Genomic DNA, 22,345 nt, shown 5'->3' with positions numbered 1-22,345 from the left:
CCCGGCTGGCCTTCCCGGCCAAATGATGCGATATGTAAGATGTTGCGATTACATTTGGCAGGATTTTTATCATCCGCCATTCAACTTCCGCAATCGCGATCAATTATTTGTTTTGACGACCAGGCAAGCACATGACGTTTACCCGCAAAAATACGAAGGCATCCTTGAAACATGCTGGCAAGAAATCCCGTTCGGCGATTGCCGCGGGCATTCTGGCCACTGCCATCGGTCTTGGTGCGGTAAGCAGCATGGCGTTTCTGCCCCAAGCAGCCCACGCCCAGTCATCATCGTCGCAGATCAGCCCGGAAATGATCAGCAAGATTGAAAACTATCTTGCCAATATCACCACGCTCAAGGCCGACTTTGTGCAGATTTCATCGGATGGCGGTGCAGCCGAGGGCGAACTTTTCATGGAACGTCCGGGCAAGATGCGGTTCGAATATAACCCGCCGGCCCAGATCCTTCTGGTCTCGACCGGGCATGATTTCATCTATTATGATAAGGAAATCAACGCCCCGACCTATTTCGATATCGACGAAACCCCGGCCGGCATCATCCTGGCCAAGGACATTTCGCTGACCGACAAGGTCAAAATCGTCGATTATCGCCGTACGGCGGAAACCATCCGCGTTGAAATGGTGCGCAAATCCGATCCGGGCGCGGGCAGTGTCACGCTGGTCTTTGGTGAAAAGCCGATGCAGTTGCGTCAGTGGATCGTCACAGATCCGACCGGGATTGAAACCACAGTGACCCTTTTCAACACCGAAGAAGGTGTCACACTTGATCCCGAGCTGTTCAAGTTCGACCGCATCTGGCCGCAAAAGGGCAACTGATCACAAAATTTTTTCATTCGTCGTACCGGATGTGAAAGTGCATGGCGATGGTCGCCTGAGACTAATTATTTTGTGATTCAAGCCCTTGTCGACATTGGGGTTTCGTAATGAAAATTCCCATTGTTCGGAATCCCTCAAACCTTCGTGAAATGGCCGAAATTTCGGACCAGATGCTATGGCGGAGACCCCGTCTGCTTCCTATATGAGAGTCTGTCACAAGGTTCCCTAAAATGATGGGAACCCGGTGTGAGGAAAAGGTCTCCCCTACCTTTCCTCACGCTCCAGATCATCGGAGCGCTGGCGTCCGGTTCTCCCCCCTGGCCGGACGCCTTTTTTTTGCCCAAACGCTCGGCTAAGACCTAGGTCACCCTTGGCATCATCAATGGCATCATCCACGGCATCGCCCGTGGCGGATTTGTGAAAGCTGCCCTGCATGTTTGATGATTTCACGGGCTGTTAATTTTAATTGCGTACGACTCTCAGGCATGATTCCCTTATGGATCAGGATCACCCAATGACAGGACAGGATCGACACGTTCGATGATCAACGACTTTCTGAAATCCATCGCACAATTTTCCGACCCGCGTTTTCGCAAGGTCGTTCTGATCGGGATTGCCGGTGCATTGGCCACCATTGTCGCGCTGTGGGTATTGATCTGGTTCGGTCTGAATTCCATCACCTTTTTCACCGATGGCGGCTGGCTTGAAAGTGCGGTTGACTGGGTGCTTGGCATTGGTCTGACGCTTCTGGTCATTTTGCTGTTTCCCGCAGCCACGGTTCTGATTTCAAGCCTGCTGCTTGATCAGATTGCCGATGCGGTCGAAGACAAGCATTACCCGACCTTGCCCGATACCCGCCCGCAACCGATCCACGAGGCCCTGATCAGCGGTCTTAAATTCGCGCTGACCGCGCTTGCGCTTAACATTCTGATTTTGCCGCTGCTTCTGGCGGGGCCGCTTTATGTCATCGCCTTCTACACGATGAACGGGTATCTTCTTTCGCGTGAATATTTTGAACTGGTTGCTGCGCGCCGCTATGATGCGCGTACCGTCGAATCCATTCGCAAAAGCCGCCAGAAAAAGCTTTGGGTTGCCGGGATCGGCCTGACCTTCCTGATGACCATTCCGGTGGTCAATCTGGTTGCGCCGATCATCGCCACAGCCTTTATGGTCCATTACTCCGTGCGTCTTGGCACCTTTGTGCCGCAAAACGCATAAACCGGTTTAAAGACATACGGGCAACGGACCCCTGAACCGAAACTGCAATACAAGGATCTGGTCATCCAATGTTTGGAAAGAAAAAAGCCAATAAAACAGTCGACAGCAGTGCGGCTTCGTCAGATACATCTGTCAAAGATGGATCAGGCACACTTTCCGGGACCACGACCAAGGCCACCGCGATTGCAGCTGATCACGCCACCGGCATTGCCGAAAAAACAGAAAAACGAAGTGAGCCGCAGCTCTTCACCCGGCCGCGCACAAAGGATGAACCGCAAATGTCCAGTAAACCGCATTCCACCAGCTTCCGCCCGGAAATCCCGAAACGCCCGCTTGAAATTCCGACCCGTGGCAATTCGGGCCGTCCTGCAAGTGCCGGCAACAATGCCGAGGGCAAAAAGCTGACGGTTGGCCGCGATATCACCCTGAAAGGTGAAATCGGTTCCTGCGATATTCTGGTCGTCGAGGGCGTTGTTGAAGCCCAGATCAAGGAATGCACCCGTCTTGAAGTTTCCGAAGGCGGTTCCTTCATCGGATCGGCACAGGTTGATGAAGCCGAAATCAGCGGCAAGTTCGAGGGCGATCTGAATGCCCGTCGCGTGACCGTCATCCATTCGGCCGAAATCAGCGGCAAGATCACCTATGGCGCACTGCATGTGGAAAACGGTGCGCGCATCAAGGGTGAACTTGATTATGTCGAAGGCAGCGACGACGGACTGGCGCGCGGCGGCAATACCGCGGCAATCACCATCCCGCGCAAATCAGACGATTCCTGATCACCGTGCGCGCACCCGGTTTGACCATACAAACACCCCGAACGGACACGACCCGTCTGTTCGGGGTGTTGTTCATTATGGCCATGATTGCCATGGGGCTGAGTGCCTGTGGCGGGAATGCCGTTCCCCCGGGCAGCACAAATGCCAATTACGGTGAACTGAGCAACAGCGGTGCGATCAAGACCACCCGCCCGGTCACCCGCAAAAAACCCGAAAGCGCAAAGTCGCCCAAGGTTGCCGCCATTCCGTTCAAGCCAATTCCAACAGACACCCTTAAGGGCCTGTCGGAAGAAGCCTTCGAATCCCGGATTGGCGCCCCGGAAATGATCCGCGGCGAAGGCGAAATTCGCGTCTGGCAATATCGGTCCGAACAATGTTCGTTCGACGCCTTCTTTGTACCCAAGGCCGAAGGTGGTGCGCGTGAATTGCTCCACATGCTTGCGCGGATGCGCCGTGGCAATAAGGCAATCACGGTTCAGGACTGTCTTGATCAGGTCGTCAAACAAAAGCTTGCCCAAGGCTAAGGCCCAAGTGCCCGGAGCCCGGAACCCGAAGCATGATGCTAATGCCTGGCTCCTAACACTCCAGCCCAAGAACAGCGACCGCACCCCTTTGGCCCCCCCCCCCCCCCGATTAACCCGCCATCCTGTGGCAGGCACGTGACGCTGTTAACCCGATCACATTCCACCAGCGGCCTGTCGGCGGCAAAGCCCGGCCAAATTCCCCGAACAAGGGGGCTTAACCGCCCGAAAAGTCCCGGAAAGCACGGTAAAAACGCAATTTTTGCCGGATCGGACAGATTTCCTTGGTTTAATCTTTACCTTTTATTGGCAGGCTCCGATAAGCGACCTCATAAATTTGCCATATCCGATGGCTTTATTACCTTTTCCCGGCCCTCAACGGGCCTGTCCCGAAACTTCAGACACGATACGCGACCTCATGAAAAAACACGCCCATCGTCTCGTCAGAACTTCGATCGCCGCTGCTCTGTCAGCATTTGTCTATGTGATTGCGATCAGCATTCCTGCCACCAGTGCACAGGCGCAAAATGCGCCCAAGCTGATTGACGTCTATGGCAAATGGGAAGCTTACACCTATTCCGAAGAAGGCCAGAAAGTCTGCTATATGGGCAGCCAGCCGACATCGGCCAAAGGCGATTACACCCAGCGCGGCAAAATTTACGTGATGGTCACCCATCGGCCGAGCCTGAAACTGGTCAATGAAGTCAGCTTCATTACCGGTTACACCTATAAGGACAAAAGCACGGTCGATCTTCGAATCGATTCCAAGAAGTTCAGCCTGTTTACCCATGCTGATTCCGCATGGGCCGTCGATGCCGAAACCGACCGCAAGCTGGTCAGTGCAATGAAATCCGGGTCGACCATGGTTGTTGTCGGCTATTCTTCGCGTGGCACCAAAACCACCGACACCTATTCACTGTCGGGCTTTACCGCCGCCTATAACGCGATTTCAAAGGCTTGCAACACGACGCCGGTCAACTGATCGCGGCTGTTTCGAACCGATAGGTGATGTTGCGTTTGCGCCATCTGCAACCCTGATTGCATAGGTGCGATAGCAGCAATGTGAAATTTATCGTTTCTAATTTTGTCCGGCCCCGCTATATGCGGGGCCAACAGTTTTATGTGCCCGACGCATTCCGGCGCATTTTCTGGTATAGTCCCGCTGTCACCAGAAACGCATATTGCGCCAGAACCGATCGGCAATACCACCAGAACCCAAAAAGAGAGAGCCCGGGATGACCGACGTCCTGACCGAAAACGCACCCCAGACCAACGCATCCGTCCGTCAGGACGGGCCGTCGCTGTCCGATTTCGTCACGCGCGCCGCCAATGGGCAGGCTGCCGACGGTCGGCGCGACCTGGTCGGGATCACCCGCGAAGAACTGACCGAGCTTATGGCTGGCATGGGTGAAAGCAAGTTCCGCGTCAAACAGCTTTGGAACTGGATCTATAACCGCGGTGTCACCGACATCGAGGATATGACCAACATTTCCAAAAAACTGCGTGATCGCCTGTCCCAGGATTTCTATATCGGCCGTCCGGTTCTGACTGCCGATCAGAAAAGCTCGGACGACACCCACAAATGGCTGATGAAGTTCCATGACGGCAACGAGGCCGAGACGGTCTATATCCCGGATCGCAACGAAGACCGTGGTGCTGTCTGCATTTCATCGCAGGTTGGCTGCACGCTGACCTGCAAATTCTGCCATACCGGTACCCAGCTTCTGGTGCGCAACCTGACACCTGGCGAAATCGTCAGCCAGTTCATGGTCGCACGTGACAGCTATGGCGAATGGCCGACACCGGCCAATGGCATCCGTCGCCTGTCAAACATCGTCATGATGGGCATGGGTGAACCGCTGTTTAACTATGAAAACGTGCGCGATGCGCTGCGCATTGCCATGGATGGCGAAGGCATTTCGATCTCGCGCCGCCGTGTCACACTGTCGACATCCGGTGTCGTGCCGGAAATCGTCCGCTGTGGCGAGGATCTCGGTGTGGGTCTGGCTATTTCGTTGCATGCGCCTGATGATGATCTGCGCAATGAAATCATGCCGATCAACAAGAAATACCCGCTCAAGGAACTGATGGATGCCTGCCGTCATTATCCGGGCATGTCCAACTCGCGTCCGATCACTATGGAATATGTGATGCTCAAGGGCGTGAATGATAAACCCGAACATGCGCGCGCATTGGCCAAGCTTGTCAAAGGTGTTCACTGCAAATTCAACCTGATCCCGTTCAATAAATGGCCGGGCTCGGATTATGAATGCACGCCGACCAATGACATCAAGAAATTCGCGCAGATCCTGCTTGATTGCGGCTACGAAGCCCCGATCCGCTGGCCGCGCGGCCGCGATATTCTGGCCGCCTGTGGTCAGCTCAAATCCGAAAGCCAGCGCCAGCGCAAATCGCGCGTCTCGGGCTGTGGCAAATCGGGTGCCGGCACCAGTGACGAAGGCGTGGTTGCGGCACAGTAACGCAAAGTAACCCCGCCTGACTTTTCGGTCCCGCCCATTTGGGCACGCACGAAACGATTTTGACAAACACCGGATGGCCCAGCTGTCCGGTGTTTGTCATTTCCGGCATATTTTCATGTTCTTGCGCAAAATTGTCGCCATGACATTGTTTTGATTGTCGAACTGCTGTGACAGGCATAGCGTGATTTTCCCCACGAAATTATCGCAAGGTCACAAGCCGCATGTCCGTTGGTCAGTTTTTCGCAATTTTGCTGGTCGTCACCATCTGGGGTGCGAATTTCACCGTGATTAAGCTGGGCCTGGGTGAAATGCCACCGATCCTGCTGTCATCATTGCGGTTTGCCTTTGCGGCCCTGCCGGCTGTGTTCTTCCTGCCGCGACCCAAATGTCCCTGGAAATATGTGGTCGGCTTTGGCGTGGTGCTTGGCTGTATCAAGTTTTCCCTGCTGTTTCTGGGCATGGATCTTGGATTATCGGCGGGGATTTCATCGCTTGTCCTGCAATTGCAGGCCTTCTTCACTCTGATTTTGGGCGTGTTTTTGCTTGGCGAAAAGATCGGACCGCATCGTATCATCGCCATGCTGGTGGCGTTTTGCGGCGTCGGGTTGCTTCTGTTTGTTTCGGACGGCTCCATCACCGCCATCGGGCTGGCGCTTGTGATTGCCGCCGCCGCGGCCTGGGGAGTCGCCAATATCATCATGAAGCGCGCAGGATCGGTACAGATGCTGTCCTTTGTGGTCTGGGCCAGCCTTGTTCCGCCGATCCCGCTTGCCATTCTGTCCTTCCTGACCGAAGACCGGGCAAATCTGGCAAGCCTTGGCGACCAGATCAGCTGGATCGGTATCGGGTCAATCCTGTATCTGGCCTATCCGGTGACGTTGCTGGGGTTTGCCATCTGGGGTCGGTTGCTATCAACCCTTCCGGTCGGGCTGGTCGCCCCGTTTACGCTGCTTGTTCCGATTGTCGGAATGGCGACATCTGCGCTTGTTCTGGGTGAGGATTTCGGACCAATCAAAATCATCTCGGCAATCCTTGTGATGACCGGGCTGATGATTAATGTGTTTGGCGGGAAGCTTATGTCCGCATTTTCCCGCCCTGATGCCGGGAAAATATAAATATAAGGACTATTTGATAGTCCTATATATCAAACCCAGCGCAACTGGGGCTTCTTGTCCGGATTTTTATCCGGGGTTTGGATATCGTCGATATCGATATTCATCACCAGAATACCGCCCAGTCCGCCAACCGTGATTTCCGACAATCTGCTGCCCACACGGTCGCCGTCAAGTTCCGCAAGATAGGCATCGCGGGCCTGTTCGTCGACAAAATCGATGTTGAAACCATGGGTGAAGCCTTGGCTCAATCCGCTGCCGGCTTTCTTTTTGCCGCCGCAAAACGCGACCATACCGGGTACAGACATGGCCGCCTTTGCCAATTGATCAATCAGTGTTTCGACCTGGTCGGGATTGACATGATCGGCAACCTGCAAAAGTACAATATGACGCAGCATGAAGGCGCTATTCCTTTTTGGCGGCCAGGATCAAATTGGCACAATTCCGACAGGGTACAGACCCCTTTGACAAGGGTCGGTGACGATCAGGATTTCTGATCTCCAAGATCAAGATTCATCGATAAAATTCCCCCCAATCCGCCAACGGTAATATCGGTTAGCCGCCAGCAGGTTTCATCCTGATCAAGTCGTTCAAGATACTCATCGCGGGCTTTTGTATCGACGAAATCAATCGTAAAGCAGTGGGTAAAACCCTGATTAAGGCCACTTCCGGGCATGTTCGCCCCGCCGGCAAAGGACAACATGCCAGGCGTGTTCGACGCAATTTTTGCAATCGCATCAAGAACATTGCGGCATTCCGTCCGATCCACAGATCCTGAAATCTGCAACAATACGACATGGCGTATCATGGCGTGGTTTCTTTCACCCAATTTGCAGGGTCGATCACATCGGGCAACAGAACGTATTTCTGGCCCTTTCTGTTCATATGTCCTGCAAACAGGGCCGCGTCATCCCCGGGGCCAAAAAAGATGTCGCCGCGAACCGGACCGCGAATGGCACCACCTGTATCCTGCGCGATCATCAACCGGTGAAACTGGCGATCAGCATTCATCGGGTCCGTTGTTTCAAGCCAGACCGGAACCCCCATCGCATGGAAACGACGATCAACCGCAAGCGACCGACCGGTTTCAAGTGCAACCCCCTGGGATCCAAGCGGACCGGCCGTCGGATCATCCGGATCGGTTTTAAGCGGGCGGAAAAACACAAAGGATGCGTTGGTGTTCATCACCTCATCGGCCTGATCGGGATTGTCATGCAGCCATTTGCGAATGGTCTGAAGCGACACGGTTTCGCGTGTCAGGACCCCGCGATCAATCAGTTCACGCCCGATGGCAAAATAGGGATGGCCGTTTGTCGCGGCATAGCCAATCCGCAACACACTGCCATCGGGCAGGACAACCCGCCCGGATCCTTGGATTTGCAGGAAAAACGCGTCAACCGCATCATCAACCCAGACCATTTCAAGATCACGGCCCGCAAGCGCCCCTTTTTCAATCTCGGCACGATCGTAATAGGGTTTAAGATTGCTTCCGGTCAGACGCCCGACGAGCTTCTTGCCTTTGAATTCGTCGCTGAAATCACCAAGATCGACCGAAATCATGTCGTCGGGTTTCAGATAAATCGGTGTCTGGAACGGGCCTTCACGGGTCAGGCTGCCACGCAGTTCGGGCTCGTAATAGCCGGTAAACAGGCCTTCGGGATTGTCCCTGTTGCCGCTGAGATACGGTTTGAAGCCGCTTTCGAAAAAGGCACGCGCATCTTCCTTGCGCAGGGCATCGATATTGATCGATACCGCCTTTTCGCAAACAGCCCGCCATTGACCAATCGTGCCCATTCGCGGGTCCGGACCGACGGGCTTGTCATCATCGCGTCGAAGCATCGCGGCACATGACCGGGCAAAGGCCCGGATCGCCGGGCGCATATCATCCTGTTGCCAGCCATCAAGCTCGGAAAATGACGTCGGCCGCAATGTCAGTTTGTCTTCGGCTTCTGGCGGTGTTTCGATCTGACCGGTGATTTGTGGCCAGTACATCCAGATCAAGGCAGCACCGGCACCAACCAAAATGGAAATAATCGAAAGGCTACGCGATAAAACCAGACGTCGTTTCAAGATAAAACCTGTTATTTGACAAGGCAAAAGGCCATTTGGGACCCGTGGAATCCAGATCGTGATTTTGCCCGCCACATGCTTAACAAGCCGATAATTCAATCGCGGCAATTGCCAAATTGGCCTCGCAGATCCTTGTCGCGGGTTTTACCGCCGTCAGGTTGGAAAATCTCTTCGATTGATAATGAAAACAGCCGCGCAATGCTGAATGCCAAGGGAAGGCTGGGGTCATATCGACCGCGTTCAAGCGCATTAACCGTCTGGCGCGATACCTTCAGCAAGGCCGCAAGATCGGCCTGTGACCAGTCCCTGTCCCGACGCAGTTCCTGGATACGGTTTTTCATCTGAACCGTATCCGTCCGATCATCACCCCGATAAACCAAAGTGCCGCCATGATCGGCCAGACAACAAACATCGAAACTTTCGGCAATCCCGACCCTTCCAGAAAGCCGTAACCAAATGTGATCAACGCCGTTCCGGCAAAGGCCATCGCAAGTGCTTCGAATTGCAATTTACGCTGCATTTCATCCATCTGGCGAATGGTCCGAACAATCACGGCACAGATAAAAATCGCCGGCAGCATTGGTAATAGCGAAATCATCGCCACGATCATTGTCCGTTCAATCCCGTTGGACAACACGATTTGGGAAAAGACCAAAAGCGCGACATAGGCCGCCAAACCGGCACATAGCAAGACAAGATTGCGCATTTCTAAACCCCAAATGTAAAACATGTTTTACATAAGAAGCTTGGCACCAGAATGTCAAGCAACCTTGACATTGCAATCGGAATGTACGCCCAAAGAATACAGCCCAAAAACAAAGGGAAGCTTCCAATAGACGGAAACTTCCCTGATGCAAAACCGGAACGGAAATAAGCCCGAACGGGTTGATATCATTGCCGGACGAAGGTGCCTTACTGTGCTTCTTCTTCTTCCGGGGTCTCGGTCGCAACCAGTTGCCAGTTCGGGTCGCGGCTTTCAATATTGCGCGCAAAGGTCCAAAGATCTTCGGCCTCGATCACCTTGTTGGGATCGCCGGAAACCACTTCGCCATCCGCATTGCGGATTACCGATACTTCTTCGGATACGAATTTCACCGTGACATAGGCGGTGCGGCCTTCGAGGCTGGCATCATGGATGGTCGCACTTTTGATCCCGACCAGGGTGGTTTCCTCGTGCTCGCCTTTTTCGGCGCGCGCATCAATGGCAGCAGCAAAGTTTTTGTAAACTTCGGCCGAAAGCAGGGGATTGAGCCCGTCCTTGTCGCCCTTGGCGAAATATTCGACGATCATCTCGAACGCCATGCGGGCGCCATTCAGGAAATCCTGCTGGGTAAAGTTCGGATCGGATTTCTGAATCTTTTGCAGGGTCGCAAAGGTGCCCGACGGAACATTTGCCGCATCCTGACCGTTAGCAGAGTCCGGCAGGCGATAGACATTGTCTGTCTTTGATGCCGGCTCGTTCTGGGCGCCATTGGCGTCCTGGTCATGGGTCTGACGGCCAAAGATGTCGGATGGCCCCTGTTTTTCGTTGCCGGTGCGACGGCCAAGTACGCCGCGCAAACGCAGCACAAGAAAAACAGCAATCAGTGCGAATAGAAAGATATCGAAATACTGCAAGACCGATCTCTTGATCCTAATGGTTTCAAACAGGCAGGATTTGCATCACAACCGTGGTCGAGAGATGGTATGAACCCAACCAAATGCAAGGGCAACCAATGATCACATTCCTTCATGTGATCGTCTTCACCATCATATGGCGACGAAGAAGGCATTCTGCCGCATTTTTGTCGTCTTGGGATACTAGTTTCCCGACCAATACCTGTTGCAGATTAATGGGAAATCACTGAAATCCAAGTTGTTTTCTGCAAATGTTTAAGCACATTGTCAGGAATGACGTTAAAATGCAGCGCAATCATTGATGAAATCTGCGGTCAGACTGACCAAGGAACGGAGTAAAAATGGGTTTTTATTTCCTCGCGATATTCGTCGCAATGCCGATCATTGAAATCGCGGTCTTTATCCAGGCCGGCGAACTGATTGGCCTGTGGCCCACCATCGGCGTTGTCATTTTGACGGCAATTCTTGGAACGACGCTGATGCGGGCACAGGGATTACAAACCCTTGCCAAGGCCCAAAGCCAGATGGATCAGGGTGAAATGCCCATTGGGGCGATGTTTGACGGGATCTGCATACTTGTTGCCGGTGTGCTGTTGCTCACACCGGGCTTTGTCACCGACACCATGGGCTTTTTACTTCTGGTGCCACCGCTGCGTCAGCTGGTCGGGGCAAAAGTGATCATGAAGCTGGTCCAGTCAGGCAATATCCGCACAAGTTTCAGTGGCGGCTTTTCAAGCCGTCCTGGTGGCCAGACCGGGGCAGGCGGTTCCGCTGGCATGGGTGGCCAACATCCCCGTGGTCGCGGTCCGATCATTGATGGCGATTTCGAAGATGTCAGTGGCAATGGCGCGGATGATCCGGCAAATCGATCAGATACCGGCACGTCAGATCCCCAAAACCCGCGCAATTTGCCGCCACGCGACTGATCTGAACCCCGCCTGAAATTCACGGGAAAATCACATTTTCAAAAGGTTGGCTTTGTTATCGGGCCAACCTTTTTGTCTGTTGGTACGGATAACGCCAGCATTTGGGCAGTGGATTTGAAAATGCTTTGTAATGGCAATCATCCAAACCCGCAGAAATATGGGTTTTGGGCCGGTTGTGATTGGCTTGCCCATGTCTGTTATCCGTGCTAGGCCAATTCATCTGCCGCAGTTACGCGGCGTCAGAAACAAGCATTTTGGCCGGTTCGCGCCCCGACATTCATCATGGATTTGACCGGGGCGCCATCATAAGCGATCCGGCTGAACGCTTTTTTCTGACTAGGATTACAAGACTCAAGGGAGCTAGACTTTAATGGCCGAGAATACCACCGGTGCAGAAGGCGGCGCACAACAGCAGCAGCCGGCCGCAAATCCGATCACGATCCATACCCAGTACATCAAGGATCTTTCGTTTGAAAATCCGAATGCACCGGAAAGCGTTGCCCTGCAGCAGCAGCCGAAAATCAACATCGATGTCGATGTCGAGGCACGCACCACCCAGGATCAGAAACTTCATGAAGTCACCATCAAGATCAATGTCAAAGCTGACGTTGGTGACAAGGTCGCCTTCATTGCCGAACTGCAGTATGGCTGTGTCGTCACCCTGAATGTGTCTGACGAACATCGCCTGCCGGTTCTGATGATCGAAGTACCGCGCCTGCTGTTCCCCTATGTTCGCAAAATCGTCGCTGACCTGACTGCTGATGGTGGATTCCCGCCGCTGATGATGCAGCAGATTGATTTTGCTGATCTTTTCCGCAAGAAATTCGCCAAACAGATGGAAGGTCAGCCGGCTGGAAATGCCTGATTGACCCTGTAAACATCTATTTGGTTCGATACCAAAACAAAGGCCGCCGGTTTGGCGGCCTTTTTATTTTAAAGTCGAAACGTTTTTAAACTAACGGGCCGCCGGCCTGTCAATCAGAACGGGCGGGCGATCACCATAAAGACGACAATGATCATCAGGATCGTCGGTACTTCATTGAGAATACGGAAGAATTTCTGCGATTTCTCGTTGGCGTCCGCTTCAAACGCCCGGCGATAACGCGCCATCATCATGTGTGATGCGGTCATCAGAACAACGCACAATAGTTTCACATGGAACCAGCCGTCCGACATCACACCAGCTGCATGTACCAGATATCCGCCAAACAGCCAGGTCGCGATCATTGCCGGGTTCATGATCGCCCGCAACAGGCGGCGCTCCATGATCTTGAACTTTTCACTGGCTTCCGAGCCTGGTGCCACTTCGCAGTGATAGACATAAAGCCGCGGCAAATAGAGAAGGCCCGCCATCCAGGCGATCACGCTGATGACATGCAGGGACTTGATAATGCTGTATGTATCCATCTCTCTCTTTTCTCTGATTTGGCGGGTGGATCCGGATCGGCAAAGCTTCGGGTTTGCGGGATTCCTTGCCGTAAGATCGCCCGGAAAATTTTTCAAACCATAACAGCAATCAGGCCAGTTTCGAAAGGAAACCGGCCTGAAATCATTGATCTTTTATCCTAGATGCCAGCCGGCTTGAGACCGGGTTGCTTGGCCGTCGCACAGGAATGTTCATCCGGGCACCACCAGCCGCGGCTTTCGACCTTGTAATCATCCGGGCCTTTTTGATCGAGTTCATCCTGTGTTTGTTTTACAACCGAAACAAGACCGTTAATGAATTTCGGATGCGAGCAAACGGTGCGGACCCGTTCGTAAACCGGGACATGTTTTTCATGCGCCAGTTCACCATATTCGATATCAAGCTCGACCAGGGTTTCCGAGTGCTCGGTCACAAAGGCAATCGGGACAACGACAATCGCCTTGTTTTCTTTGCCGGCACGTTCAATTTCGTCTTCGGTTGACGGTCCGATCCATTCCATCGGCCCGACCCGGCTTTGATAACACACATTCCAGTCAAGGCCGTCGATCGCCATCTTTTCGACCACCGCAGCCGACGTTTTTTCAATCTGGGACTGATAGGGGTCACCGCGCTTGGTGATCACCGCCTTGGGCACGCCATGGGCAGAAAACAGGATGCGCGGCTTATCAATGCCAAGTTCGTTGGCCTTGGCCAAGGCCCGGTCATAGCCCGCGCGGATCATTTCGGCCGATGCTTCAACAAAGCCCGGATTGGTCGGATAACAGCAGGCCGTCTTGATCGGGGCACTCAGCCCGACCTTGTGGCAGGCGCGTTTCCAGTCCTTGACCGATGATCCGCTGGTTGTCGTGGAGAATTGCGGATAAAGCGGCAGCAATATCTGTTCATCCGCGCCCCATGCCTTGACGGCCTGGGCAGTATCATCGGCAAACGGCTTCCAATAGCGCATGGCGATGAAACAGCGGTTTTCATAGCCGTCATCTTCGGCATTCAATGCCGCCTCAAGCGCATCTGACTGTTCCTGGGTCAGTTCCAGCAACGGCGATTTGCCGCCGATATGATCATAGATCTCGCGGGCAATCGGTGCACGACGGCGCGAAATCAGTTTTGCCAGCAAAAACCGGAACGGATTGGGCAGGCTGATGATCGCCGGATCATTGAACAGATTGAACAGAAACGGTTCGACAGCTTCGGGGCTGTCCGGTCCGCCAAGATTGAAAAGAACAATGGCGCGTTTCTTGCGCGTCGTTTCGGACATTTGGCTATCCTTCATGGCACAGCGTGTTTCAACCGGTTCCCGACAAACCGGAAATTTTATAAATCCATCGCGCTCCGGGGCCTATTTTGGTCAAACAGGTCCGAAGCGCAACAAACTTAGCCCACTATACGCATTGAATTTTTCAATCGATTTGATTGATTTCAAAAATCACAAAATAAAATGCAGCAATTGCCGACATTTATCCTTTGTAACCGCGGATGAAATTCACCAGCTTCTCGACATTTTCCGGCGGCGTTTCCGGTGTGATGCCGTGGCCCAGGTTAAAGATGAAAGGCCCGTTGCCCAGCGTATCAAGAATACGCTTGGTTTCATCAAGCATCGCATCGCCACCGGTGATCAGATACATCGGATCAAGATTGCCCTGCACCGGCCCCAGTTTCTGAAGATTTTGGGCAACCCAATCAAGTGGAACACCACTATCAAGGCCGACACCCGTCACACCGGTCTGTTTTTTGAAATCAATCAAATGCAATCCGGCCCCGCGCGGGAAGCCGATAATCGGCAAATCGGGATGAACAGCACGCAAATTGGCAACGATCTGTTTGGTCGGCTCGATTACCCAGCGTTTGAAACCGGTTTCGGACAAAACCCCGCCCCAGGTTTCAAACAACTGAATGCATTCTGCACCGGCTTCAACCTGTTTGAGCAGATATTGCGTAGTTGCCTCGACCAGAATGTCGATCAGCTGGCCAAAGCCGTCGGGATCGCCATAGGCAAAGCGACGGATATTGGCAAAATCCTTGGACCCTTTGCCTTCGACCATATAGGTCGCCACAGTCCATGGCGCACCGGCAAAGCCGATCAGGGCCGTATGGGACGGAATGGCTTCTGACAGCTTTGAAACCGTCTCATAGACCGGTCCAAGCGTGTCATGAATGCCATCAACTGATAGCTTGCCAAGGCCTGAAGCATCGCGGATGGCCTCAAGCTGTGGGCCTTCACCCTGCTTGAATGCCAAATGCTGTCCAAGTGCCTGCGGTATAACGAGGATATCGGAGAACAGAATAGCCGCATCGAAATCATAGCGCCTGAGCGGCTGCAAAGTGACTTCGCAGGCAAGATCGGGATTATAGCAAAGATCAAGAAATGACCCTGCTTCGCCGCGGGTTGCACGATATTCCGGAAGATATCGACCTGCCTGGCGCATCAACCAGATTGGTGGCACCGGAAGGGTTTCACCGTTCAGGGCGCGCAAGAAAGTCTTCGTCATGTTGGGCATCTGGTTTCCTGTTCGTCTGTCCCGATCGCTTTTTTATCTGGTTCCGGTCTTTGACCCGAGGACCTGGAGGCCAGTTTCGTTCACGTGAATTTTGTCCTGAGACCTGTGCCAGGACGTTTTCCACGTTCTGCCTAACAAAACCTTATTTAATAAAAAAGGATGTTGTTTGTAGGTGGTTCCCTGTGGATAACAGGGATTAAATTTAGTGCACAGTTTATTCACATTCCGACTCGGGAAAAATGATTCATCTCAAACCGGTTTGGGGAAAACTGTGTACGACTCCGAACGACTCCCAGACCTGAGCTTGGGAAAAGCCGATTTTGAATAATGGGGATAAGGTGAATAAGGCTGGTTTTTGCCGTCTTATCCCTGCTATTACGGGAAAAAATGATCACTTATCCCGCACGGGACATCTGGTTTGAGAAAGTTTGTATGAGGGGGAGGATAATTCCTGTGGAAAAAATCGGGCCGGAGTCGCTCCCGTTATCCACAATTGTCCACAGGCCCGACTCCACCCCGCTAACTCCGGGTTGGGCGAATGGGCCTTATCCATCCGGGTAGTGATCGAAATTTTGAACACCAAAATCCGGGTTTTAAAAAAGTTTGAAAAATCGCTTGGTGCGCAAAAAGTGGAAAAAGCAGGCTTGCATCGCCGGAATTTGATCGGAAACACGGATCGCTGATGGTCGACACAGACAATATTTTTCATCTTCATCTGGTTTCGGACTCAACGGGGGAAACCGTTGACGGTGTTGCGCGTGCCTGCATTGCCCAGTTTCCTGATGTCCGTGCCCATGAGCATGTCTGGTCACTGATCCGGACCGAGGCCCAGCTTGCCCGCGTGCTTGCCGATATTGAACGCAATCCCGGCATTGTTCTTTACACCGTGTTTGACAGTGACATTCGCCGCAAACTCGAAGAAGGATGCCGCAGGCTTCAGGTACCCCACAGCCACGTTCTTGATAATACCGTCACCATGATGGCCGGTTACCTTGGCCAGCAATCGCGCGGCCGGACCGGTGCGCTTCATAAGATGGACGAGGAATATTTCAGCCGGATCGAAGCAATCGATTACACGCTTTCCCACGATGACGGACAATCTGGCTGGGATCTTGAAGAAGCCGATGTGGTCATTGTCGGGGTGTCGCGTACGTCGAAAACCCCGACTTCGGTCTATCTGGCCAATCGTGGTATCAAGACCGCCAATATTCCCTTTGTCCCAGGATGCCCGTTACCGCCCGAGCTTGATAAACTTAAAAAGCCGCTGGTGGTCGGATTGATCAAGGATGTTGATCAGCTGGTATCGATCCGCAAAAACCGTCTGCGCCAGATCGAACGCGGCGAGGGCGGGGATTATGTCGATCCGGTTGCCGTGCGCGATGAAGTCCATCAGGCAAGACGCTATTTTACCGATCGAGGATGGAAGATTATCAATGTTACCCGCAGATCGATCGAAGAAACCGCTGCCATGATCCTGGCAACCATGTATGACCGCCGCGGTCACTGATGAAATTTCAAACAGGATATAAAGACGCATGAACCATCGGCTTATTTTGGCATCCAGCAGCAAAGCCCGTCACACCATGTTGAAAAATGCCGGTGTCGATTGCGAAGCCGTGGCCTCGATGATTGACGAGGAAGGCTATAAGCAATCGATGAAGGCCGAAGGGGCCAGTGCCGCCGAGGCCGCCGAAACTTTGGCCGAAATGAAGGCATTGCGCATGTATCGTCAGCAACCCGATGCGATTGTGATTGCGGCTGACCAGATGCTTGAATGCAATGGTATCTGGTTTGACAAGCCACGCGACCGTGACAATACCAGGGCCCAGCTTATGGCCCTGCGCGGCAAGACCCATCAGCTGGTTTCGGCCGCTGTTATATATAAAGAGGGATCGCGCATTTGGGGCACCATTGATACGGCCCATCTGACCATGCGCAACTTTACCCAAGAATGGCTTGATGAGTATCTTGATGCCGCCGGCGACGAGATTTTCAATTGCGTTGGCGGTTATCAGCTTGAAGGTATTGGTGCGCAGCTGTTTACCGAAGTGCGCGGTGACTATTTCACGGTTCTTGGTTTGCCGTTATTGCCGTTGATCGGTTTCTTGCGTGATCATGGCGTGCTGAAGGCATAGAAAGACAACATTACCCGATTTTTGTTATGCATCATCCGGGTAATGCCACTTGCCACTTGCGCGATATTTGAAATCAAAGAACCACAAAGACAAAACTCCGTCAGGCAGGAAACACCGCACAATGACAGCCCGCAAACCTTATCGGACACTTTCTGGAACCTCGCGCCTGGCCGGTGTGATGGGGTGGCCGGTATCGCATTCCAAATCACCGCGTCTGCATGGCTACTGGCTGGCCAAATACGGGATCGATGGCAGCTATATGCCGCTTCCGGTCGAACCGGAAAACTTTCAGGCGGCTTTGATTTCCTTGCGCAATCTTGGTTTTTCCGGGGTTAATGTCACCATTCCGCAAAAGGAAATGGCCATGCCGGAATGTGATGAGCTCTCAGATCGTGCGCGCCGTATCGGGGCAGTCAATACCGTTACCTTTGCCAAGGATGGCCGGTTGCTTGGCGATAATACTGACGGGTTCGGCTTTATTGAAAACCTGCGTCAGGAAGCCCCGGATATTGATTTTACGTTTGGTCCGGCGGTGGTTCTTGGGGCCGGGGGTGCATCGCGGGCGATTTTGGTCGCCCTGCTTGATGAAGGCAGTCCGGAAATCCGTATCGCCAACCGGACCCGTGCCCGGGCAGAAGACCTTGTGCGGGAATTCAATGATCCGCGCCTGACGGTAATTGATTGGCCGGTATCGCCAGATGCCTTGTCTGATGTTTCCCTTTTGGTAAATACCACAAGCCTTGGCATGGTTGGTCAGCCGAAGCTTGATATTGATATGGACGGTTTGCCGACATCGGCACTGGTTACCGACATTGTTTATGCCCCGCTGATAACGGGCCTTTTGCAGCAGGCAAAAGACCGTGGAAATCCGATTGTTGACGGGCTTGGCATGTTGCTTCATCAGGCGCGCCCGGGTTTTCATCGCTGGTTTGGCATTGATCCCGAAGTAACCCAGGAACTGCGCGACTTTGTCCTTTCACCTGATTAAGTATGCAAAGGTGATCTTATCATGGTGATTTTGGGGTTAACCGGTTCGATCGGCATGGGCAAATCGACCGCGGCGGCGATGTTTCGATATCTTGGCGTGCCGGTCCATGATGCGGATGCTACCAACCATCTTTTGATGGCACCTGGCGGTCCGGCCTTTGATCAGGTGATTTTAGCTTTTCCAGAAGTTTTGCGCGATGGACGGATTGACCGGCAAATGCTGGGCAAGATTGTTTTTGCCGATGCACGCGCACTTAAAAAGCTTGAGGCGATATTGCATCCGCTGATCCGCGCCGCAGAGATTCGCTTTTTGCGCAGCCAACGGATGCTCGGACGTAAACTGGTAGTACTCGACATCCCGCTTTTATATGAAACGGGCGGTGAAAAGCGCTGCGATATCGTTGCAGTTGTTTCAGCACCAGGGTTTGTTCAACGCCAGCGTGTTCTTGCGCGACAGGGGATGACGGATGAAAAATTTTCCGCCATTCTGTCCAAACAGATGCCGGATATGGAGAAACGGAAACGGGCCGATTATGTCATCCCAACAGGGTTGGGTCGGGCTGTAACTTTTCAATATATTCAGGGCATTGTTGATCATCTAAGTTGACCACCGGATCCAAGAATACATGCGTGAAATCGTCCTCGATACCGAGACCACAGGCCTTGATCCCTATGCTGACCACCGTCTGGTAGAAATCGGGTGTATCGAACTGGTCAATCACATGCCGACCGGTCGCCAATATCACCAATATATCAACCCGGAACGCCCGATGCCCAAAGAGGCGTTTGACGTTCACGGTCTGGGTGATGACTTCCTGAAAGACCAGCCGGTCTTTGCCGAAGTTGCCGATGATTTCCTTGAATTTATCGGTGATGATTCGGTCCTGGTCATTCACAATGCCGCCTTTGATATGAAGTTCCTGAATGCGGAACTTGAATGGCTTAACAAGCCGCGTATCGCCATGGAACGTGCGCTTGATACGGTTCAGATGGCGCGCAAAAAGTTTCCGGGATCGCCGGTAAGCCTTGATGCGCTGTGTCGACGGTTCAAGATCGATAACTCCAACCGTACCCTGCACGGGGCACTGCTTGACTCCGATCTTCTTGCGCAGGTTTACCTGGAACTTCTTGGTGGACGTCAGCATGGTTTGTCGCTTGATCCCAATGCCCAGGATGCAGACAGCTCTGGCGGGAATGTCGGCCGGCGGGTTCTGGGGCCGAAATCCAACAGGCTGGAACCGCGCCCCCATGTGATCAGCGAAGAAGAACTGGCCGCCCATCAGGCCTATATCGAAAGCAAGGTCAAAGACGCCATCTGGTTAAAGAAGCAAGAGGCGTGACATGAAAAAACGGAATTGCCTGAAATTCCGTTCGCCACACCGGCGCCTTGCGACCCGCTTCTATTTGCTGTTTCTGCTTGCTTGCATCCCGATTTTGTTTCCCACAGCGTCTTTTGCCGATGACGTGGCGGGAACGGTACAGTCGGATGCGGTTTCTGCGGAATTTGACGGGCGCTATATCATTCATCTTTCGGAAAATCCGCGGGTCCGGTCGTCAGACCGGCCTGAACCGGGCTATTTTGACAGTCTTGCCATCGAACTGTTTACCCAGGCCGGCATTTATGCGGAAATCGTGCCGCAAATGCCCTGGAAACGGCAGATGGAACTGGCCGAGCGCGAGGCCGGTCATGTGATTTATCCAACGACCCGATCCGATGACCGCGAAGACAAATTCAAATGGGTCGGGCCGGTCAGTCGCACCATCTGGAACCTTTACGGGTTTGAAAACCGCAATTGGTCGGATACCGGTTTTGAAGACATTCTTGAAAGTGCGCGTATCGGAACCCTGATGGGATCGGCCCGCGAAGCCTATTTGCGCGAACGCGGTGCCAAACAGATCGTAATTGTCCCGCGCGAAGAACTTTTATTGCCGATGCTGCTGGCCGACCGGATTGATCTGATTGCAATCGGTGGCAATGTGCTGCGTCACTATATTGACGAGATCGAACAAAAGGATACCGGCGCAAACGTTCCGAAAATCGACGGGGCCGTGTCATATCGAAGCTGTTATCTTTATATCGCGGTCAGTGGCGATGTACCGGATGAGGATATTTTACGTCTTCAGGGCCAGCTTGACGCGTTCAAACGTAACGGCTTTTTTGTGAAAAACCGCCAGACGCACGGCTTGTCGACCAACCTTGATGGCAGTTTCCTTAAGGCGATGCTTGATCTTTCCAATAACGGGGTCAGATGCATTGATCTTGCCGGAAGCGACGATTAGGCATTGGGCGATGTTTGGATGCCGGGCGGGGATTGGATCGACTAATTCATCGCATTCTGTTTGAATAAAATGTTTAAACAGACGTGGTATCGATAAAGGAAAGGCTTTATGCCTTTTGAAATTGATACCGGGTCTTGGGCGATGTTTTATGGCAAACCCAACGGGCTGCGTTCGATTAATCGGTGGCGGGTGTTTCATTCCCCTGGAACCCAGGGGACTTTGGCGGAAGTCCTCCTATCCACATATTAATCGAGTGCGGCAGAACGCGTTTAATTGGTCGATCTAGTTCCCAATGACACAGAAAAAAACAAATAAGCGACGCCGTACCGTCAGTGACGAGGAAAAGACCCTGTGGGAGGTTTTTACCCGTGACGTCAAACCCTTGCGCAGTAAAAAGCGCAAAGGCGATGAAGCGGTATTTGATCCTGACGATGACATCCACACCAGTGATACGGCCATTCCCCTGCCGGATACGCTTGGTGAAAGTCTGGAACGGTCCGAAGAAAACCGTGCTGCGCGCAATTTGCCGTCGGCGCGCAATGCCGATCGCGGACCACAGGTCAAAAAACAGAGCCTTGCCGATCTGAAACCGGGTGTGACGGACGGGATTGACCGGTCAACCGCCAACAAATTCCAGAAAGGCAAAATGACAATCGACGGGCGCATCGACCTGCATGGCATGACCCAGGATGTCGCCCATAATGCGCTTAATGCCTTTATTGAAGAAAGCTGGCGGGCCGGGAAACGTTGCGTTTTGGTGATTACCGGCAAAGGATCGCGCGCCGACGAATATGGGCGCACCGGCCTTCTGCGCAGCCGCACCCCGCAATGGCTGAGTGCGCCGCGCCTGCGCAATCGCATTCTTGCCATCAATCAGGCCCAGATCCAGCACGGTGGAGCAGGGGCCTTTTATGTTTTGTTGAAACGGAGACGCCCGTGACACCTTTTGGCAATCGCATCAGGGAATTGCGGGCCCGCAATAATGTGACGCTGACCGATATGGCAACGGCGTTGCAGTTGTCGCCGGCCTATCTTTCAGCACTTGAACATGGCCATCGCGGCCGCCCAAGCCCCGGTTTGGTGCAGCAGATTTGTGGTTATTTCAATCTGGTATGGGATGAAGTTGACGATATCAAACGTCTGGCCCAGCTGTCGCATCCCAAAATCACCGTCGATACCGCCGGGCTTGAACCCGAAGCAACCGAGCTTGCCAATCTTTTATCCGAACGGATTGCCGGGCTAAGTGATGATCAGCTTGGCCGGATGCTTGAAATTCTTCGTGAACGCCATCCGTAAAGTCCGCCCGCGATCGCAAAACAGGTCAAATACAGTCATTTCTAATATTGGGATCGGAAATTTGCGGGGTCAAACCGGTTGTTGAACCTGTTAATTGCAGGTTTTGTGCCCATATATCCGAAGTCTGGCGACAGAATCGTGTTTTTTACACAACGCTGCGGGCAAAATAGCTG

26 protein-coding genes are annotated in these 22,345 nt (G+C 53.0%); 17 read left to right on the top strand and 9 right to left on the bottom strand.

The window, feature by feature from the left end; all coding sequences use genetic code 11:
- Positions 1-131 precede the first annotated feature (131 nt).
- The 7 genes from CU041_RS09720 (at position 132) to CU041_RS09690 (ending at position 6,943) form a co-directional block, all read left to right on the top strand.
- Complete coding sequence (locus CU041_RS09720; RefSeq protein WP_101246704.1) at positions 132-833, top strand: LolA family protein; 702 nt, start codon at positions 132-134, stop codon at positions 831-833.
- Between the two features lie 540 nt (positions 834-1,373).
- Positions 1,374-2,051 (top strand): EI24 domain-containing protein, encoded by a 678-nt coding sequence (locus CU041_RS09715; protein WP_101246703.1) that lies wholly within the window; start codon positions 1,374-1,376, stop codon positions 2,049-2,051.
- A gap of 278 nt (positions 2,052-2,329) precedes the next feature.
- Complete coding sequence (locus tag CU041_RS09710) at positions 2,330-2,827, top strand: bactofilin family protein (protein ID WP_233433062.1); 498 nt, start codon at positions 2,330-2,332, stop codon at positions 2,825-2,827.
- 77 nt (positions 2,828-2,904) lie between these two features.
- Entirely contained in the window at positions 2,905-3,351 is a 447-nt protein-coding gene (locus CU041_RS09705; RefSeq protein ID WP_101246701.1) for a hypothetical protein, read from the top strand.
- A gap of 415 nt (positions 3,352-3,766) precedes the next feature.
- Positions 3,767-4,330, top strand: coding sequence for an invasion associated locus B family protein (locus tag CU041_RS09700; protein ID WP_101246700.1), 564 nt, complete (start codon positions 3,767-3,769; stop codon positions 4,328-4,330).
- Between the two features lie 253 nt (positions 4,331-4,583).
- On the top strand, positions 4,584-5,828 hold the full coding sequence (rlmN, locus tag CU041_RS09695) for a 23S rRNA (adenine(2503)-C(2))-methyltransferase RlmN (RefSeq protein ID WP_101246699.1): 1,245 nt from the start codon (positions 4,584-4,586) through the stop codon (positions 5,826-5,828).
- 221 nt (positions 5,829-6,049) lie between these two features.
- Positions 6,050-6,943 (top strand): EamA family transporter, encoded by an 894-nt coding sequence (locus CU041_RS09690; protein WP_101246698.1) that lies wholly within the window; start codon positions 6,050-6,052, stop codon positions 6,941-6,943.
- 29 nt (positions 6,944-6,972) lie between these two features.
- Here CU041_RS09690 and CU041_RS09685 read toward each other — a convergent pair whose 3' ends face one another.
- From CU041_RS09685 to CU041_RS09660, 6 genes are all read right to left on the bottom strand, one after another.
- The gene (locus tag CU041_RS09685; RefSeq protein ID WP_101246697.1) at positions 6,973-7,338 is read right to left on the bottom strand and encodes a Dabb family protein; all 366 of its coding nucleotides are present in this window, start codon (positions 7,336-7,338) and stop codon (positions 6,973-6,975) included.
- A gap of 86 nt (positions 7,339-7,424) precedes the next feature.
- The gene (locus CU041_RS09680) at positions 7,425-7,748 is read right to left on the bottom strand and encodes a Dabb family protein (RefSeq protein WP_101246696.1); all 324 of its coding nucleotides are present in this window, start codon (positions 7,746-7,748) and stop codon (positions 7,425-7,427) included.
- Positions 7,745-9,010, bottom strand: a complete 1,266-nt coding sequence (gene mltA, locus CU041_RS09675; protein WP_101246695.1) for a murein transglycosylase A — start codon at positions 9,008-9,010, stop codon at positions 7,745-7,747. The genes CU041_RS09680 and mltA overlap by 4 nt, the downstream gene beginning before the upstream one ends.
- A gap of 95 nt (positions 9,011-9,105) precedes the next feature.
- Positions 9,106-9,351 carry a helix-turn-helix transcriptional regulator gene (locus CU041_RS09670; RefSeq protein ID WP_101246694.1) on the bottom strand — a complete coding sequence of 82 codons (246 nt, stop codon included), beginning with the start codon at positions 9,349-9,351 and terminating at the stop codon, positions 9,106-9,108.
- A complete protein-coding gene (locus CU041_RS09665) occupies positions 9,348-9,716 on the bottom strand; it encodes a hypothetical protein (protein ID WP_101246693.1) in 369 nt (122 codons plus the stop codon). The genes CU041_RS09670 and CU041_RS09665 overlap by 4 nt, the downstream gene beginning before the upstream one ends.
- Before the next feature lie 206 nt (positions 9,717-9,922).
- A complete protein-coding gene (locus CU041_RS09660) occupies positions 9,923-10,627 on the bottom strand; it encodes a Tim44/TimA family putative adaptor protein (protein WP_101246692.1) in 705 nt (234 codons plus the stop codon).
- A gap of 341 nt (positions 10,628-10,968) precedes the next feature.
- On the opposite strand from CU041_RS09660, the gene CU041_RS09655 reads away from it, so the two are divergent.
- Positions 10,969-11,553: an FxsA family protein gene (locus CU041_RS09655; RefSeq protein ID WP_101246691.1), complete on the top strand. Its 585-nt coding sequence runs from the start codon at positions 10,969-10,971 to the stop codon at positions 11,551-11,553.
- Between the two features lie 370 nt (positions 11,554-11,923).
- A complete protein-coding gene (secB, locus tag CU041_RS09650) occupies positions 11,924-12,418 on the top strand; it encodes a protein-export chaperone SecB (RefSeq protein WP_101246690.1) in 495 nt (164 codons plus the stop codon).
- A gap of 113 nt (positions 12,419-12,531) precedes the next feature.
- Here secB and hemJ read toward each other — a convergent pair whose 3' ends face one another.
- The 3 genes from hemJ to hemE all read right to left on the bottom strand — a co-directional run bounded on the left by hemJ (position 12,532) and on the right by hemE (position 15,474).
- Entirely contained in the window at positions 12,532-12,960 is a 429-nt protein-coding gene (gene hemJ / locus CU041_RS09645; protein WP_101246689.1) for a protoporphyrinogen oxidase HemJ, read from the bottom strand.
- Between the two features lie 158 nt (positions 12,961-13,118).
- A complete protein-coding gene (gene hemH / locus CU041_RS09640; protein WP_101247020.1) occupies positions 13,119-14,234 on the bottom strand; it encodes a ferrochelatase in 1,116 nt (371 codons plus the stop codon).
- A gap of 199 nt (positions 14,235-14,433) precedes the next feature.
- Complete coding sequence (hemE, locus tag CU041_RS09635) at positions 14,434-15,474, bottom strand: uroporphyrinogen decarboxylase (RefSeq protein WP_101246688.1); 1,041 nt, start codon at positions 15,472-15,474, stop codon at positions 14,434-14,436.
- 682 nt (positions 15,475-16,156) lie between these two features.
- Here hemE and CU041_RS09630 point away from each other — a divergent pair.
- The 8 genes from CU041_RS09630 (at position 16,157) to CU041_RS09595 (ending at position 22,172) form a co-directional block, all read left to right on the top strand.
- Positions 16,157-16,981 carry a pyruvate, water dikinase regulatory protein gene (locus CU041_RS09630; protein WP_101246687.1) on the top strand — a complete coding sequence of 275 codons (825 nt, stop codon included), beginning with the start codon at positions 16,157-16,159 and terminating at the stop codon, positions 16,979-16,981.
- 28 nt (positions 16,982-17,009) lie between these two features.
- Positions 17,010-17,609, top strand: a complete 600-nt coding sequence (locus CU041_RS09625; protein WP_101246686.1) for a Maf family protein — start codon at positions 17,010-17,012, stop codon at positions 17,607-17,609.
- A 121-nt stretch (positions 17,610-17,730) separates the two neighbouring features.
- The gene (locus CU041_RS09620) at positions 17,731-18,597 is read left to right on the top strand and encodes a shikimate dehydrogenase (protein ID WP_101246685.1); all 867 of its coding nucleotides are present in this window, start codon (positions 17,731-17,733) and stop codon (positions 18,595-18,597) included.
- 21 nt (positions 18,598-18,618) lie between these two features.
- Positions 18,619-19,203: a dephospho-CoA kinase gene (gene coaE, locus CU041_RS09615; protein WP_101246684.1), complete on the top strand. Its 585-nt coding sequence runs from the start codon at positions 18,619-18,621 to the stop codon at positions 19,201-19,203.
- Positions 19,204-19,210: 7 nt separating this feature from the next.
- The gene (gene dnaQ, locus CU041_RS09610) at positions 19,211-19,936 is read left to right on the top strand and encodes a DNA polymerase III subunit epsilon (protein WP_258548129.1); all 726 of its coding nucleotides are present in this window, start codon (positions 19,211-19,213) and stop codon (positions 19,934-19,936) included.
- Position 19,937: 1 nt separating this feature from the next.
- Positions 19,938-20,876 (top strand): substrate-binding periplasmic protein, encoded by a 939-nt coding sequence (locus CU041_RS09605; protein ID WP_101246682.1) that lies wholly within the window; start codon positions 19,938-19,940, stop codon positions 20,874-20,876.
- 292 nt (positions 20,877-21,168) lie between these two features.
- Positions 21,169-21,816, top strand: a complete 648-nt coding sequence (locus CU041_RS09600; protein ID WP_101246681.1) for a Smr/MutS family protein — start codon at positions 21,169-21,171, stop codon at positions 21,814-21,816.
- Entirely contained in the window at positions 21,813-22,172 is a 360-nt protein-coding gene (locus CU041_RS09595; RefSeq protein WP_101246680.1) for a helix-turn-helix domain-containing protein, read from the top strand. Before CU041_RS09600 ends, CU041_RS09595 begins: the two co-directional genes overlap by 4 nt.
- Positions 22,173-22,345: the final 173 nt, after the last annotated feature.

Origin of the sequence: Thalassospira povalilytica (assembly GCF_002844235.1) — a bacterium.
Taxonomy (GTDB): Bacteria; Pseudomonadota; Alphaproteobacteria; order Rhodospirillales; family Thalassospiraceae; genus Thalassospira; species Thalassospira povalilytica.
Note: the sequence above shows the minus strand (reverse complement) of the source record. Positions and strands in the feature narration are given on the sequence as shown.